Origin of the sequence: Nostoc parmelioides FACHB-3921 (assembly GCF_014696625.1) — a bacterium.
Lineage (GTDB): Bacteria > Cyanobacteriota > Cyanobacteriia > Cyanobacteriales > Nostocaceae > Trichormus > Trichormus parmelioides.
This window is the reverse complement of the sequence record NZ_JACJQL010000099.1, coordinates 1-16,814: the sequence shown is the minus strand read 5'-3', so window position 1 is coordinate 16,814 and position 16,814 is coordinate 1. Positions and strand designations below refer to the sequence as shown.

Here is a 16,814-nt window from a genome sequence, read left to right as displayed (position 1 = left end):
ACCCTTTTATGTGGGGACTGAAGGGAGGGAACTTCAGGAGGAGACGGCTCCTCAGTAAAATAGGCTACTGCCTCTACGCACAACTTTCACGTCGCGCATCTCGGCTCAATACCTATTACTACTAATCAATTTTTTATCAAAGACGAAATTAGGGGAATTTTTTCAGGATTAATATCCGGCAATATAATATATGTAGTCAAGTTGTTTCATTGCTTGCAGAACTTCATGAGTTGAGCGCAACATAAACAAAGCTGCGCCAGTTACTAAACCAATGACAGCACAATCTGGACTAATAATATGTGCCAAGATGTAACCTAAAGTCAAATTGAGTAACAGAGCAGGGATAATACTTTTAATGACAATAATTGTTTGATTGAGACTGAATAACAATATTGCATTCAATAAGCCGATAACAAAAAATAAATAGCCTAATGAGCCAAACAAAGACTTTAAGTTGGTTTCTAAACTCCAATTTGTGGGTTTAACAAATCCCAATGTTCCAGCCATACATAATGCAAAAAAAATAATAGTTATACCTATGGTTAACCAGTAACGATAAAATAATTTACCATAAAAATTACTGAGTTTTTCGATATTCATATCTTTGGTATTTCCATACCAGTAGCGAATAAATTGATAACCCAAATATTCCACCAGGGGAACTAGCAAAAGAAAATTAACCAAGGCTAAATCCATTGCTTGCTGATATCCAGCATCAATGGCAAAGACTAACCCAAAAGCCGGATTTACAGCCCATCCTGCGATCATGCGATCGCCAAAAATAAAACTAAAATAAGCTATTCCGTAAAAGCAATAAGGAGATAGTAAGTACACCAGCGAACTTAATCGCGGTAATGGAGCTTTCGCACCACTAATTTGACCTGTTTGATTATCTTTACCAAGTCCAAAAGCAACTAAGCAGATTACTACTATTAAAGTGGCAAACATACTGATAATTTGGGCTGTCAGCGCATCTAGATTTACCCAAACTCTTAAAAATACAAACAGTATGCTTAAACCTAGCATAATTAACGGTGGAAACCAGCGTAATTGAATACCCAATGCTGCTAACAACATCCAAAGTAAACTCAACACTAAATAATACAAAGCAGCTAGCATCAAATATTCATCAGCAAACTGACCCTGATAAAAACCAAACCATAGACCAAACAAACCTAAAAGAATACTAGTAGCTGTACCTAAATAAATAATAGGGAAACAGACTCTTCTACCTTGCATTGGCTCACCCAATTTCAGGTAAAATTCTCCTCTACGGCTAATCATCTGGACAAATCCTCCACTAATTGTCAGACTTGCCATCGTTGCCAAAGTGATTAGTGAAGCTAGTTCAGGTGGTAATAACTGAGATTGGTTATCGATATGGAGAGACTCTAAAAGCAATATCAACAGTAAAGGTAAAGCATAAACAAAACTTTGAGAGAATTGCTCAATAAATATTTGTATCTCATGAATGAGATGCCGCCAAGCATTTTTTCGCTTTAATTTTGATTTTGATGTTGGAGATAATTTGTAATTATCATAAACATACTTACCCAGAGATAAAGTATCTGCAAAACCAAATTCCTGACGAATAACTCTATCTGTATAACCTAATGATTCTATAATTGCCGTTACTTGCCAAAAATCAGCCATTTCTGAACTTACTTCTGAAATAGCTACAACTAGCTCACATATTTTTTCATCTTGTGAAATCATAATTTTATATTTAAATCAAACAGAAAAGTTAGTTATACCAATTTAATGTGAAGTTGCACATATTTCGACCCCCCTAAATCCCCCTTAAAAAGGGGGACTTTGATATATGTTTTTCCGGTTCCCCCCTTTTGAAGGGGGGCTAGGGGGGTCGAAATATGTGCAACTTCATAAAAAATTGGTATTACATTCAAGTTGTGAGTATTGCAATTACCCATTCAGCACTATAGAAAAAAATGAGGATAAATGTTGTATGTAAGCAGTCATACAACAGATTTCAATTTTGCTCGTTCGTAGAATAATGTAGAGACGTTGTATACAACGTCTCTACATCATTGACTTACCACAACTTCACAGAAAATTGGTATAAGAGTTCATCATCTCACAATATACAGATCAAACTCACTCTAGAATTTGTTTAACTTACATAGGTAAAACTGCTACTATTCAGGCTCAAATTATTAAATATGTCAAAAAGGCCAACGTCAATAACACCAATTAGTTCATCTTGTCCACCAGTGGTTAAATAAAGTGTCCTATGGTTACCAAAGGATAAATTAAATAATACACCACTAAGTTTATAGTTTGAGGCACTACCATAAAGTTGAATTTTATCTCCCTCAGAGATACTAAAGTCCTTAATTAGTGCATAATCATTTGTTCCAGATGTACTATTATTACCGTCATTGTAGTAAGCTTTATTTTTATCGCCCAAGATAAATAAATCGCCGTAACCATCACCATATAAGGTATCTATTTCCCCTGCGCCTGCCAAAATGTCGTTGGGGTTTACACCAATCAAGGTATCAACTCCTGAGTCACCATCTAATGTGTCACTACCACTACCACCTATAAGAGTGTCGTTATTTGACCCACCGGATAAATTATCATTCCCAGCTTCTCCATAAATCAGATCGTCCCCATCACTTCCCCAGACATAATCTTTACCATCGCCAGCATAAACGAGATCATTACCATCGTTGGGATAGATGGTATCATCACCACCAAAGCTGCTAATGATATCTCTACCATTAGTCCCGAAAATAGTGTTATTTGCAGACGTACCATTAATGATATTGCCGACAGGATTGACAGTCACACTAAAAGTATCATCAACAGTTTTGCCATTAGAAGTACCACGAATAGTTAGTTGTGCAGTACCGAATTGATTAGGTAAATATTGCAAAGTTAAAGAATTACCCACAATATTGGCATTAACTAAGGAGTTATTACTATTAGCTAAAACCGACTTAGTAATGGCGTTAGAATCGTTGTCAATGTCAGTAAAGATACTACCTAAATTAATAATGGTATTAGCAGAACCTTGATTAACAACTACATCGGCAATTGGACTTGCTACAATTGGCGCATCATCTATAGATGCAACGTTCACTGTCAATGTATCATCAACAGTTTTACCATTAGATGTACCACTAATCGTAATTGTGGCTGTCCCAAATTGGTTGGGAAGATAAGCCAGCACAAAATTATTGTTAACAATGCTGGCGTTGACTAAGCTACTGTTGCTATTAGTTTTAACGGTCTTGATAATGCTATTGGGATCATTATCAATATCAGCGAAAACATTACTTAAATTAATCACCGTATTGGCAGCATCTTCATTGACGCTGACATCGGCAATGGGGTTGGCTACTGTGGGAGGGGCATCAACACTTAATCTTACTCTGCCAGTATGTTGGGTAAGACCGCTAAAATTCATCGTCAGAATCTCGCCGTTGAGATTCGTACTGCTTGCACCTTCAGTAGTAATATTTAGTCCAGTGGGATTTTTTAAATCTAAGAGAACTTTTCCTTCACCAAAGAATGTAAATTCTAAATCTGTGCCATTACCAACAAGAGAAGTTAATTTAGCACGCATTGGCAGGTCAATAATACGGGTAACATCATCTTGAACTGTTCCCAAATTGATGGTAAATTGACCACCGTTGGCAGGTAAAAAGACTGTATCTTTATCGTAGGCATACCAATTATTTACACTTTTGATCGTTTGAGTTGGATCGATATTCAGACCAAAATTACCCACATCAGTAGCTACAACATTGGCAGTAATCGTATTCCCACTACTATCAATAAATAACTTTGATTTCTCAAAAGTTTTGATGCGGTTACTCAAATCGTTAGCAGTGATAAATTCTGTATTATCGTTGTACACCTTGGCCAGAAAATTAGTAAACATGGCCTCAGTGTAAGGTGAGGGAAGATTATCAGATGTATCTGTATCCCAGACTGTTGGGCCATAATCATGCCAAGGAAAATGAATAATAGCTTGGGCTGCATGATTTGTTAAACCAGTGTATTCTTTCAACCATTCTGCTTGTGCCTGTGGTGGTGTTAACTTGCGAAACTCCACCAGCGAAAAGTCAAAGGACATATTGGGAGCCAAATAGACATAATCGCTACCCGGAAACATAAAACCAAAAGCATTGGGATAACCTGCACCTACACTGGAATAACCACCAGAAACATAGGATAAGTATTTCTGAAGTTCTTGGGAAACCTTTAACCCTTCTGGATTTCCGGGAATTGCTCCTCCTAAGACTTGAATCCCTAATTGTTGCTGAATGACTAATTTCGATTGATTAAATTCAAACTCTAATTGTGCTGGCGTTAATTGATCTGTGAAGTCTGGGTGAGTATAAGAATGGGTGCCAATTTCGTTTTGTAAGGCTAAAATCTGGTCATAGTAAGGCTTGGAGACAGTCCAATCGGTAAATTGCCCATTTGCTGGATTGTTACCGACATTTATGTAGTATGAGCCTACAAAGTTATAGTCATTTTTCCATTGTGTCAGGATAGGCAGCAGGCGATCGTAAATCCCTGGAGCGTTTCCAGCAGGATTCACATCCTCAGCTTCTTGAGACTGATCCATATCATTGCGAGAAATAAAGATACTCGCATCTCGGCTCATATTTAAAGCCACTTTCGGTTTATTATCTAATACCGCCCATTGCAATGCTTGCCAGACTAAATTATTATCACCCATGAATCCTTCAGTAGCGAAATGCACATTTCTGCCACCAGTTTGCGTTGCGATAACAGCATTGTTTTTCTGCCCATTTACAGCAAAATCTGCGAGAATTATGGGTGTGTTATTGTCAGTAGTATCTACATCGCCATAAGTATTAAAAAATATGCCATTATAAGCACGAATGGTCTCGTCGGCAGAGTATCCTTGCATAACTGGATGAGTAATATTCTCTGCGTTGAGAATGCCATTTACAGGGCCACCACCACCGGTTCTAGTCAAATTCAGCAACTGCTTCATCCGGATATAGGAGTCTCCGGCTAGAGCATTATTATTTTCATCGTTCGTTAAGAAATCTCCGGAGGTAATGATCCCAATGTTATATTTATAAACTGCATCTGTGAGTGTATTTTGAATTGCATCTAGCTTCGCTAGAGGGACATTTCGGAAAGAAGGAAATATCAGCGCGTCGTAATTGACAAGTTTATTGATATCAGTTAAGTCATTCTCTGTGAGGATATCAAAGGGAATACCCGCCTGCATCGCTTGGCTTTGCATGGACAGGAAAAGTTGGGTATAGGCTTTGTCTTGAAAGAAGTTCTTCGCTGTCGTTTCTGAGAAGACAATACCTACTTTTTTACTGAAATCTGTTCTTGTTGGTAAAGCTGAAACTGAATATTTTTGAGCAGAATAATTAGGCGGTAAAAATGTTTGGTCGTTAATATCTATTAATAAATTAATTGCTTGTGGTGAGCCATTGAGCAAAGATATTGGAACGGCAAATTCCACTATTTGATTATTACTACCATAAGCATAGTTTAAAGGGCCACTGACTAAATTTTCTCCTGCGCCTCCTGTATAAAGGGAAGGTTGAGCATTTGTAGAGAAGTTGATGTTATATTCTGCTCCCCCAACTCCAGGTTGACCAAATATTTGATAACCTGTATTGCTATTTCTATCTGTATTTAGCCATACTGTCGTACCAGCACCTATCGGTTGGCTATTTGATTTAAAGGCAAAAACATAAGCGTCTCCTGCATACTTACCATAGAGTTCATATCCTGGTTGCCCTGTGCCAGGAATAAAATCTAATCTATCAGCAGATGTCCAATCAATTAAGTTACCATCAAGATTGATATTACCGTAGGTAGCTGCTAGCTCTAAGATTCTGGCTTGACCATCGATGATGACATTAGTAGTATCATTTTCACTTTTCAGTGCTGTAAGTTGAGATTGAGATAGCTCTTGACCTTGGACAGCTGCTGCAAAAATAGCCCCTTCATCGCCCTGCGTCTCTTGGATATTGATCTGAGAATCTATATAGTGGCCTAGTTCTTCTATCAAAACAGCAACACTTTTATCAGCATCACTTAAAAGTGCTTGCGATAAATAAATCGTATTATTGAAACTACCAAAAGCTCCTTGTCCACCATTAATTGCCGAGGAGTCAACAATTTTAATATTTGGTAGGTTTGTATAGTTGATTAATCCCTGAATTACATTGTTAGCTTTCTCCTCATCCCAAGTATCGCCAAATACTAGATTCATTCTTTGATGATAATCTGGAGAAACGAAGAACTCGCTAATATTGTTGATAGCTGTTTTTAATAGTTCTTGAAGGTCAATCAATGTCAAACTATTACTCATTTTTTTTAACTCGTTAAAAAGTGAATTTTTCAAAAAACAAAAATCAACGATTTTGGTATTTATATAGAAACGTCAAGACTAGTTTTAATTCTCTGTGATTCAAACTTGTAACCAAATTCCTTGTTTTCTCCAATTTTGCTCTAGTAAAAACTTTTCTAGCATCTGGGGGGAAATAATTGATTTTTGTACCAGAATTTCCCCTAATTTCTGTTTAGTGACTGATTGCTCTTGCAATGCCTGTGTTAATTCCGTTTGTGAAACAATTTTATGTTCTAACAACAAAGCACCTAACTTGAAATTTTGCCGGGCTATATTTTTTTCTAATGTCGCTAAAGTAATTAATTTTTTCTCCCACATTAAAGCTGTCGAGACGATAGTTTCTAAATTGTTATATTTGGGCTTCCAACCTAACATCGTGCGAATTTTATTAGCATTGGCTACGACGCAAGCTGGATCTCCTACTCGTCGTTGGCTCTCAATTACAGGAAAGTCTACTCCAGAGATTTTTTGCACCATGTTTAAAACTTCGCGTACACTATAGCCTTGACCATAACCACAGTTGAATATTTGGCTATCATTTCCTGCTTCTAAATAATGCAAGGCATCTACATGAGCCTTGGCTAAATCTTCAACATGGATATAATCTCTGATCCCAGTTCCATCTGGAGTAGGAAGGTCTGTGCCGAAGATATTGACAGAAGCACGACGACCTAATGCTGTATCACAAGCTACTTTAATTAGATGTTCTGCTTTCTTTGCAGACTGACCCAACTTGCCTGTAGAGTCTGCCCCAGCGACATTGAAATACCGCAAAATGACGTACTTTAATCCAGATGTTCTGGCAAAGTCTTGGATAATTTGTTCACTCATGAGTTTGGAGTGACCATAGGGATTGATGGGTTTAGTCGGTGATGACTCGGTTATTTGCTCTTGTTGAGTTTGTCCATAAACTGCGGCTGTGCTAGAAAAAATGAATTTTTTGACATGAAATAATTGACAACAATCTAATAAGTTTAATGTATTGAAAGTATTATTCGTATAGTAGTTCAGGGGTTTATCTATTGACTCTTGTACAGATATATGAGCTGCAAAATGCAAAACTGCATCGAATTTATGCTGGCTAAAAGTTTGCAGTAATAGGTCTTTATCTTCGAGGCTCCCAATCGTTAATTCCCCGTAAGTTACGGATGCGCCTGAGCCTGTAGAAAGATTATCGTACACCACAATATCATAACCAGCTTCTCCTAACTGGCGGATTGTATGTGAGCCAATATAACCTGCTCCCCCAGTTACTAATATTTTCTTAGTCATTTTTTTACACCTGAAAGTAAATAAACATTGTTGAGCCTGTACTTTTAAAGAATTACAGCAGTTTTGATTTATATGAGATACAAATTAATTTGTTCTGAGGCATGAGCCAGGAGTAATAGGAAGAATTTCTATATTTCATTCTCTAGTTGAGTTCCTTATTTAGTTGCAACTTGCTGTATCTATTAATCATGTGTGCAGAATAAATTTTGCTAGATGTGAAAATGATCACAGTCTAACAGTAAATACCATGTTTATAGCTAGCAATTAGCTCATATTGTTTTGTCTAAAAAAGGGGTGATTTGAAAAAATGTTATAGCTTTAAACCTGATTGTGGTGATATTTAGGCAATAAATTCACTTAAAGATTCTAGGCATTTTTTCTGTTTTTTGAGATGACTTCAAATATACTTTCTTACGTATGTACTGATTAAATTATAAATTTTCCATGAATTTCATTTAAAGTCAATCTTCAGTTTATAGAACAGCCAATATCCGGTTAACTCGATCTGAGTAACTTTAATAGCAATGCGATCGCCATCATTAAAATCTTTGTGCAAAGGTATTTTTAGCTTTTGATAGTCATCTGGGATTTACGATGTTCAACAAGTATTTAGGAAACAGTGAAGGAACTTGTCGAGTCTAGGAAAACACTTATTAATTTATATTAAGTCGAGATTAAGAGATGTCTAAAAAATCAAGAGTCTTGAAAATCAAGCAAATACTTTTAGCATTATTCCCAACTCTGAATCATCACGGATTCTTGCTTAATAGGTAGCTAAATCTTATGTGAAATTAACTACTACTTTTGTATGTATCACGAATTACGCTAATAAGCAACAAATAATCAAGAATGTTTGACAAGAATAAGTAAAAGTCCTGATTTTACATGAAAAGATCAGGATATTTAATTTAAAAATAAAATTTTTATGAAAATTAATTTACACTCGGAGTTAATTTATTTGGGAATGGTAAAATTCTGCTGGTTTAGCAAAATTATAGTGTCAATCAACTAACAAGCTAGAGTTTAAATTTACATTTATTTTAGATTGCAAGAGCAATTTAGTATCGTATGATTATGATTCTTTGGCTGCGTGCTTCTGCTAACTGAGTCTTTTATTAAAAAATAATTATTTTTACAAAAATATAGTTGTGTTACCTTTGCAAACTTTTATTTTTGATTCGCTTACTACTATATGGGTAGCGATACTGCTGGGAATTTTGTTTTTTTGGTTGCCCAGTCTTATTTTTGTTCTGCCAAATACAATTCCTTGGGCAAGTCGAATAGTAGCTGGTTGGATGCGAATCCTACTAGTGACATTGATTGGGGTGGGATTTTTGAGTGCCTTGCATTTATTTAGTTGGTTAACTTTGGTAATTTTATATGGCAGTTGTTTTCTTTTTAGTTGGTTGCATCGCCATAATTGGCGTGTCAAACAACACTACAATCTGATATTTCAAGGGATCGCATTTGCTGTTTTAGATGCTCTAGACCAAGGCTTTTTACCTAAAATTAATCAGGCTGTTGATGGGATTGGGCAAATTGCCAAAAAACAATTCCTGAACATGGAAAAAATGATGGCGATCGCTATCACTCAAAACATCATCAATATTCTAATACTGACAGTAATTTTAACATTTGCTGTATTACTTCGTTTTGAATATCCTTGGCAAGAACTACGTTTTATTAATCCCGATAGTTATCGCCTGTTGTTGACTACAAGACAAATCCTCGTCGGTGATGGGAATGCACAGATGCAGTCTTTTCCAGCCTTTTCTGCCTTAGCGGCTGTCTTATCACTGTTGGGTGCTATAGATGCTATGCAGGTGATTCGCTTCCTCAGTCCTCTGTTGGGTTGTCTGTTGGTACTGAGTGTTGGCTATAGCATGGGTGTAATTGCTAACAGTCGAATAGCTGTGATGGGGGCGATGTATAGCTTAGGAGCTTATATTTTCACTTCCCATATAGAAATTCCTGACTTTGCTCCGAATTGGATACAACAATGGCTAACTACAGTCATGGGTAGTTTGAATACTTCGTTAATTCGCCAATGGGCTGGGGGTGACTTAGAAATCGGTGTGATGTGTTTGGTTCTAGGTTTAGGGCGTGCTTGGGAAGCCTCTAGAACTCAACACCGTCGAGAAGCCTTGATTGATACAGTCTGCTGCTTGATAATTGTAGCCATCATTCAACCTCAGTTGCTGATTTTGGCATTATGTGGAGGAATCTGCTTTATTGGTGGTGGCAGATTTGCCCTGACTATAGTGACTATCATTTGGATAGTATTGGCATTGGTTTTAGCTCTACCGGAAAATCCCTGGGGATCGACAAACACTTTTTTAGTCACATTACCTGTAGGATTAAGCTGGGTTTGGGGACTCTTTTTAACTCTCACTAGCTGGCTGTTGAGTTTGATATTGGGTGTATGGTCTGAGATTGTATCGTTGATTTTGATGCTGGCGATCGCAATTAATTTTCTGTTGCCATTGCCTCCTAAAATCAGCTATCTAGAATATGATATGGCGGCGCGTAAGACTCTGGAACTGCGAGTCCGATTCCCCCTGAAGCGATGGGTGATAGTTGCGCCCATTGAACAACTAGCCGAAAGTTATGGTGCTGGTTGGTATGAGGATATGGGTTTATTTGTGGAGAAGTATTCATCTCTAGTCAGTAAACCTAATTTTCACTTTCGTTATTCAGTACCTAATTTGTTTATCTTTGTGGAAAAACGACCGTTAGTTACGGGGTTAAGGGCAAGTCAATCACTCCCCTACTCGGTCTTATCTGACCCTACCTATCTTTATTATCGTTCCTCGGCAGGTCGAGCGAGTTTAGAATTTACGATGTTACAGATATGTGAGACTTATCGTCGCCTCCATGAGCAAGATGTGGCGATTTATTATGAGGATCAGGATTTGAGGATTTATCAAGTTCGGCTTCCTGAAGAGCTTTGAGGGACTTCTAACTAACAAAATATCCGGCGTTGCTGATTAGCGGGATGTTTTTTGTTTCGCGCATTCGCCGCTAGGCGTTCCGCTTGCGGTAGGCGCAAAGACGCAAATAAGAACGCAGAAAGATAAGTTAATTTCCTGAAGGGCTTTGAGCTTTTTGATTTAAAGATTGGATGTGATTTATTTCCTCTTGCCAGTAGGAGGGTAAGCTATTCCAGGGGTCTTTGTCAGGATGATCAGGGCTATCGTCGGTGACATAGAGATATTGGATATTACGTGCCACAGCCTGATTGATATGTTGTTTCATCGTAGCGGCATCGGGTACGGTGTGAATTAAACAGGAAAAATGCTGAGGCTGGTAATTTTTCACATAGGATTGAGGTTGGTATTGATTCCAAGCTGTGGAATAATTTTCAAAAATGACTAAAGTATCTCCTGCTGGTCGGGTTAGGTATCCTTGGTCGGTTTGAGTCCCTTGGTTGAGTACGACCATTTGCAGTTGAGGCTGAGTTTTAATATGTTTGTAAATATTTTGATAATAGTCGAGCTTGTCTGAACTACTGGCGGCTTCATCTAAGAAAATGCCGTCAAGCTGGAAATGTTTAGCGTAGATATCAATATCGGCTTTTACTTGATTAATGTCACGCTTGCCGTAATTAGTAGCAACATAACCCAGGATAGTTACGCCTCCTTGCTTGAGGTCTTGAATTCCTCTCGCATAATCTCTATTTGGTGGGCCGTTATCGGGGCCATTATTGGGATTAATAATTGCTGTGATGGGGACTTGACGAGCCGCATCCGCGACTTGTGGCCATGTGTAAGTAGGAGGATTGTACCAGGTGGGATAGGAATAGAGAGGAATGAGAATTTTCACCTGTGCAGTGGCAATTTCTGGCTTAATCGCACTACAAGCGAGTGAAGTTGTCAATAAAGCACCCATAATCAATTTTGTTGTAGTTTTGAAATCAAGATTCATATAGTGGGGAATGGGGGATTGGTGAGCCTAAGAAGGTTGGCTACTGCTATATTTATTTCAAAGATGCGATCACTAACTTTTTGATGCTATTTGTGTCAGTTCTTACCTGTTGTATAAGGTTGTAATAAGTATCTAAATGTGCATCTAAGAATTTTTGTTGAGTGAATAACTTCAGGGCGCGTTCATAGGCGCGCTGTCCGAATTTGTGTCTTTCAGATGCGGGTAATTCTAGTAGCTGCAAAATCGCCGCCGCTAAGGCCTGAGGACGATGGGCTTGTACTAGCAATCCTGTATCACCTAAAGCTTCACTCACTCCCCCCACATCTGTAGATACAATGGTAGCACCGGAGAGCATAGCTTCAATCAGAGCATAAGGAAAGCCCTCAGAAATACTCGACATAGCCACGACATCGGCCTCGCTATAAGCTCGCCAAGGTTCACTGGTAAATCCGGCAAAGTTAATGTTGGCTTCTAAATGCTCGGTGCGGACTAATTCTTGACATTGAGCAAAATACTTTTCGTCGGAAGGACGACCATAGAAACGGAATTCTACATTGGGGATTTTGTCGCGTACAATAGCGGCTGCGGCTATCAAATCTAGCTGACCTTTGAGGGGAAAAATCAAGCCCATGTTCATGACTTGAGGACGCTCTTTTGCTACCGGCGGGGTAGGATGAAAGACGTTGGGATCAGCCCCATTGTAAATTACCTTGATTTTCTGCTCAGGGACACCCCACCAACGTTCCCAACGAGCATTGTATTCACAAACTGGAGAAATTTGATCGGCGTAGTGATAGTTGAGTTTGACAATTTCTCCCATTAATCGATACAAGAATTGGCGTACAAATAGGGAGGAAATACTGCGATTTAAATTGAGATACTGCTCTCGGATATTGACCCCATGTTCGGTGAGCAGATAAGGTGTACCTCGTTCTAACTTGGCAATGATACAGGGTAAGCCACAAAAAGCGGCGGCTGAAGCATGGGTGATATCGGTTTGGGGAACAGGGAGATGAATGGGAATCAGAAACCGATATAGTAAGCGCATGGCTTCCGTTTGTTCGATGAGTTTGATGGTGGGAGGATTAACCAACGGATGCCAATCAGTAGCAGTTAAACGTTGAAAAGTTGACCATACCTGTTTGGATTCCATCGTTTTGTGGTAGTCATAACGCTGAAAATATTTGTGGATTGCCAGGACAATATAGCCCAACTGTTCAATATCTGATTCGGCTAAAAGAACTGCTGTTAAGAAACGCTCAAATAGGGGGATGAATTGAGTGGCGATGACTTTTTGTGTGGTGGCTAGTTTGCTTTTGAAGGCTTGGGAAAAGGGGAATCGCCAAGAGTATTCTACAGGGTCTTCTGTTCCCCACAAAGGCACTTTTATCAGTTGTTTGATATTAGACGGCAACTGATAGCGTAATTCTAAATAAGGATTAGCGGCGATCGCAAACAAATGAAAATCTATCTCTGGTAGTTGATTTGTGAGGGCATCACACCATGTACTTACGCCTCCCTTGTGGTAAGGATAAGTGCCTTCAGTGGTTAATAATACAGAGACTCTGTTCATAATCACTCTGGTAAGAATCGGATAGCTGCCATTTGTCCCACGAGTAAAGCATCGGTAGGATTTTCAAACTGGATTTCTACGGTGTGGCTCATGTCTTCAGACGGTAAGGGATTAATGGTGACAATCTTGCCGTCAAACTTCTGAGCCGCTTCTCCTGTACCTACTTGCACCGTTGCTTTTTGACCCCGACGCAGAGCGTTAATTAAACGAGCATTGACTAATACTTCCACATTCAAATATTTCAATTGCGCCAATTCTAAAAGCGGATTACCCGTGAAGATTTGGTCGCCTATTTTTACTGGTAATTGCACCACTACACCAGCACTTGTTGACCTGACAATGGTGTTTACTGATGGTGTCTGACGCTGTAAAAGTTGAGTTGATTGTTTACGGATGAGATTTAATCTTTCCGTGGCTTGTTGATACTCTAAACGCAGATTTTGTAGTTGTGCTTTGAGTTCTTGCTGCTTTGACTGTTGTTGTTTTAAAGATACCTGACGCTGTAGCTGAAACTTTTGTTGTTTGGCTATTTCTAGATTTTTGGCAGTCACAGCAGCCGTTTGGGCTACTTGATAATCTGCTTTTGCTACTTTGAGGTCTGCTTCTGCTTGCTCTAATTGGTCTTTGGCGATCGCACCTTGTTGATAAAGTTGTTGAAAACGCCGCACTCGTGATTGAGACCTTTCGTAAATTGCTTTGGTTCTCTCTACTGAATCTTGTCTTTGTGGTAAAGGTAGTTTATCGGCTTGAGTTTGATTTAAAGCCACATCTAAATCAGCATCAGCTATTTTAGTCGCTAGGGGTGTTTCTTGGCGATCGCTCTCGTTGATTTTCTGCTCCCAGATGAAAACTTGCTGTTGAGCTGCTTGTTGTTGTTGCAGTGCTGCTTGTTCCTGCTGTAAAACACTTTGCCGTTGCTGCCACAATTGTTGAATTTCCCTATCACCATCTGGGTTTTTTAAGACTAGTAACGGTTGACCAAGTCGTACTTTGTCACCAATGTGGATATTAATTTTTTCTACCACTGAAGGATCTGATGCAGCTATTTTTAATGTTTGCGCTGGCTTGACTTTCCCCGTAAACTCTGTTCCTAACAGCGTCGAGTTTTGTTGTAAGTAATTCAGTGCTGGTAGAGGCTTTCTCAACACTTGACGTATGACATAAATACCAACTGTGCAACTAACAGCAATGATCAGTAATATCAGTAATTGATACCAAGCAATTTGTTTAGTATGGGGTTGTTCCGATTGGCTAGATCCTTCTTTCTTCAGACTAGGATGAGTTATTAACTTGCCGAATAATTTGAAATCAGACTTTCTAGCAGATAATTTGACTGGGTTCTCTTCTACAAGAGTTTTAACATGAGATGTTCTATCAGTTACATTCGCTGATACTAAAGCCGATGCCGGAACTTTTAAAATGGTTTTTTCCAGTAAGCTGGATTCTAATTCACTATAACCTTGACAAACAAAGCGAATTGCCTCTCGTAATTCCTCCACAGATACATCTTTGAGCAGATAGCCCATTGCGCCTGCATCTAAGGATTGATGGATATATTCATCTCGATCATTACTACTCAACACTAGAACTTTGGTGTGAGGACATCGTTGACATATAGTCTTGGTAGCTTTCACCCCATCTATGTCGAGTATATCTATGTCCATCAGGACAATATCAGGCTGAAAGTTTTCTACTTGCTTAATTGCATCCTTGACTTTTTGAGTTGTTGCAATTACCTCTAAATCCAAGTCAGGATCTAATAGAGATTGCAAGTATCTTCTAATATATTGTTGCTCATTAACCAGCAGAATACGAACCATGCAATTATAAAGGTGTTTTAATTACAAATATGTGGATGATTTAATTTCTCTATTAGATGTGAAATCAAAGTACAACTTTGTATAATTGGAAACAGTTTTATCTATAATTATGACTAATTTTGCATATTAAATCATTAAGATCACGTAGGTTTTTACGCAGAAGTGTTGAATCTCGCAACACAACTTCACAATCTTTGTGTTCTACCTAGAAAAATTTGCTTGTCTATTGACAATAAAGTCATTAACTACTCGAATTTGGTATCACCAATATCAATTCACAACTTGAGCAATATCCTCAAAATCTTAACATTCAACACTTCTGGTTTTTACGTAGTCTTAATCTAAATATAATATTGTTTTTAATTCATGAATTTTATTATAAAATTTTCCTTGATTAATAGTTATGTTACCAAAGATAATCCCCATCACTGTTATCAAATAGGAGAGAATGGATTTTTTAGGAAATTTTAAGAAAATCAATAACAGAACAAAATCCTAATTTTTTGGGAAAAAATTGGACATATCACATAAGAGATAATTTGTAAACTCAAGTAAAATATTTACCTAACTTATTCACTGAAACTTCAACCTAATAATGATTTGAATCTCCTTAAGATTTTATTTACGAATCAGATCTTAGAAGTTTATGTAGAATTTAATGCCCGATTTACCGATACAAGTACCAATCATATCAAGCATTACAACTAAATGATTCATCAATATAGGTATTTTTACATTACTTTGAATTCGTTCCACAAATTCAGGACATATTGCTGATGAAACCAAAGAATTGTGGTTCTCGGTTGCTAGTGAGAGCGATTTTTTTCTAGAAGGGTAAATAACGCTTGGGTAGCGGCCGAGATACGTGCAAGTGCGATTCGTTCTGGAGAAACCCAATATTTGGGAGGATTCCAGGCTTCAGTAGAGTAACTCCGCCAGGAGTTGAGTCCGCACTTTAATCCTCTGCTGATGACAACTTGATACCCATGTAGGTGAGGTGAAATATAAAACCAAGTCCTACCACCCTAGTGCGGGACTGAAAGCACGTAAACTACCAAATAATGGTAGCCCCTACTGAGGAGACTGACTATCTGGCTCTGTAAAGCGGGGACGAAAGCGGTTAATGGTGATAATTGCTGAAAACACCAACCGCAAGCAAGAGTTCACGGGGAGAACAAACAAAATGTCGTTGAGCCATCGTCAGACACTGTTGGCGAATTCGGGAAATGCCTATGGGTTCGTAGTTAATTCAGCAATGAAACGATTGAGAGCTTTCAGTGCAGCTTTGTATCCAGTGGCTTGCTTACCTAACTTCAGTTCCAACAAAATGCGATCGCGTAAAGCTTCAAGTGCTTCTAGTTGGGGCAGTAAGGCGGTTGAAGTTTGAGTATTCTCAACATTCGGTGTATTACACGGTTGAAGAGAATCGGCTTCCCATGTATTACTTGGTAAATTTTGCAGTGTAAACCGGACAGTACCCTAAACCCCAAATGAATGCCCAACCACCCAAACGTAAAACGAATAAGCATTACAGGTCTAGAGAATACCTTACACCAAGCGAGGTGCGATCTATCTTAAATGCTGCTAAAAATCGCCCTGCCCGTTATGCCCACCGGGACTACACGCTGATGCTGATGTTGTTTCGCCACGGGCTGAGGGTAGGGGAAGCTGTGGGCGAAAAATGCGGTTTGCGCTGGGATGCGGTGATGTGGGGAGAACGTCAGATTTTTATCACTAGTACAGTGCGGCGTAAATAAGCAGACCATTAAATAGCCAAAACTTTGCCCTTATATGTCCACTTAAAAGGTTTAGCCATTGTTTGATTAAAGTAGTTGATAAA

9 protein-coding genes are annotated in these 16,814 nt (G+C 38.5%); 3 read left to right on the top strand and 6 right to left on the bottom strand.

What is annotated here, in order from left to right; genetic code table 11:
• Positions 1-168 precede the first annotated feature (168 nt).
• The 3 genes from H6G14_RS30480 to galE all read right to left on the bottom strand — a co-directional run bounded on the left by H6G14_RS30480 (position 169) and on the right by galE (position 7,657).
• Positions 169-1,716 (bottom strand): hypothetical protein, encoded by a 1,548-nt coding sequence (locus tag H6G14_RS30480; RefSeq protein ID WP_190572405.1) that lies wholly within the window; start codon positions 1,714-1,716, stop codon positions 169-171.
• 415 nt (positions 1,717-2,131) lie between these two features.
• Positions 2,132-6,346 (bottom strand): polysaccharide deacetylase, encoded by a 4,215-nt coding sequence (locus tag H6G14_RS30475; protein WP_190572403.1) that lies wholly within the window; start codon positions 6,344-6,346, stop codon positions 2,132-2,134.
• Between the two features lie 99 nt (positions 6,347-6,445).
• Positions 6,446-7,657, bottom strand: a complete 1,212-nt coding sequence (galE, locus tag H6G14_RS30470) for a UDP-glucose 4-epimerase GalE (RefSeq protein ID WP_190572401.1) — start codon at positions 7,655-7,657, stop codon at positions 6,446-6,448.
• 1,295 nt (positions 7,658-8,952) lie between these two features.
• On the opposite strand from galE, the gene H6G14_RS30465 reads away from it, so the two are divergent.
• Positions 8,953-10,608: a hypothetical protein gene (locus tag H6G14_RS30465; RefSeq protein ID WP_190572400.1), complete on the top strand. Its 1,656-nt coding sequence runs from the start codon at positions 8,953-8,955 to the stop codon at positions 10,606-10,608.
• 127 nt (positions 10,609-10,735) lie between these two features.
• Here the strand turns inward: H6G14_RS30465 and H6G14_RS30460 are convergent, their stop codons facing one another.
• The 3 genes from H6G14_RS30460 to H6G14_RS30450 form a co-directional block, all read right to left on the bottom strand.
• Positions 10,736-11,545, bottom strand: a complete 810-nt coding sequence (locus H6G14_RS30460; protein ID WP_190572398.1) for a spherulation-specific family 4 protein — start codon at positions 11,543-11,545, stop codon at positions 10,736-10,738.
• Between the two features lie 88 nt (positions 11,546-11,633).
• The gene (gene pelF / locus H6G14_RS30455; protein WP_190572395.1) at positions 11,634-13,154 is read right to left on the bottom strand and encodes a GT4 family glycosyltransferase PelF; all 1,521 of its coding nucleotides are present in this window, start codon (positions 13,152-13,154) and stop codon (positions 11,634-11,636) included.
• A gap of 2 nt (positions 13,155-13,156) precedes the next feature.
• Positions 13,157-14,974 carry a response regulator gene (locus H6G14_RS30450; RefSeq protein ID WP_190572393.1) on the bottom strand — a complete coding sequence of 606 codons (1,818 nt, stop codon included), beginning with the start codon at positions 14,972-14,974 and terminating at the stop codon, positions 13,157-13,159.
• A 1,123-nt stretch (positions 14,975-16,097) separates the two neighbouring features.
• On the opposite strand from H6G14_RS30450, the gene H6G14_RS30445 reads away from it, so the two are divergent.
• Both H6G14_RS30445 and H6G14_RS30440 read left to right on the top strand, forming a co-directional pair.
• Positions 16,098-16,361, top strand: coding sequence for a hypothetical protein (locus H6G14_RS30445; RefSeq protein WP_190572391.1), 264 nt, complete (start codon positions 16,098-16,100; stop codon positions 16,359-16,361).
• Between the two features lie 103 nt (positions 16,362-16,464).
• A complete protein-coding gene (locus tag H6G14_RS30440) occupies positions 16,465-16,731 on the top strand; it encodes a tyrosine-type recombinase/integrase (RefSeq protein ID WP_242054150.1) in 267 nt (88 codons plus the stop codon).
• The last annotated feature ends 83 nt before the right edge of the window (positions 16,732-16,814 follow it).

What these genes read in the sequence shown, in the direction of transcription:
- pelF (WP_190572395.1), bottom strand. Translation starts at nt 13,154, where the DNA reads ATGAACAGAGTCTCTGTATTATTAACCACTGAAGGCACTTATCCTTAC.
- H6G14_RS30465 (WP_190572400.1), top strand. Translation starts at nt 8,953, where the DNA reads ATGCGAATCCTACTAGTGACATTGATTGGGGTGGGATTTTTGAGTGCC.
- H6G14_RS30440 (WP_242054150.1), top strand. Translation starts at nt 16,465, where the DNA reads ATGAATGCCCAACCACCCAAACGTAAAACGAATAAGCATTACAGGTCT.
- galE (WP_190572401.1), bottom strand. Translation starts at nt 7,657, where the DNA reads ATGACTAAGAAAATATTAGTAACTGGGGGAGCAGGTTATATTGGCTCA.
- H6G14_RS30460 (WP_190572398.1), bottom strand. Translation starts at nt 11,545, where the DNA reads ATGGGTGCTTTATTGACAACTTCACTCGCTTGTAGTGCGATTAAGCCA.
- H6G14_RS30480 (WP_190572405.1), bottom strand. Translation starts at nt 1,716, where the DNA reads ATGATTTCACAAGATGAAAAAATATGTGAGCTAGTTGTAGCTATTTCA.
- H6G14_RS30475 (WP_190572403.1), bottom strand. Translation starts at nt 6,346, where the DNA reads ATGAGTAATAGTTTGACATTGATTGACCTTCAAGAACTATTAAAAACA.
- H6G14_RS30445 (WP_190572391.1), top strand. Translation starts at nt 16,098, where the DNA reads ATGGTGATAATTGCTGAAAACACCAACCGCAAGCAAGAGTTCACGGGG.
- H6G14_RS30450 (WP_190572393.1), bottom strand. Translation starts at nt 14,974, where the DNA reads ATGGTTCGTATTCTGCTGGTTAATGAGCAACAATATATTAGAAGATAC.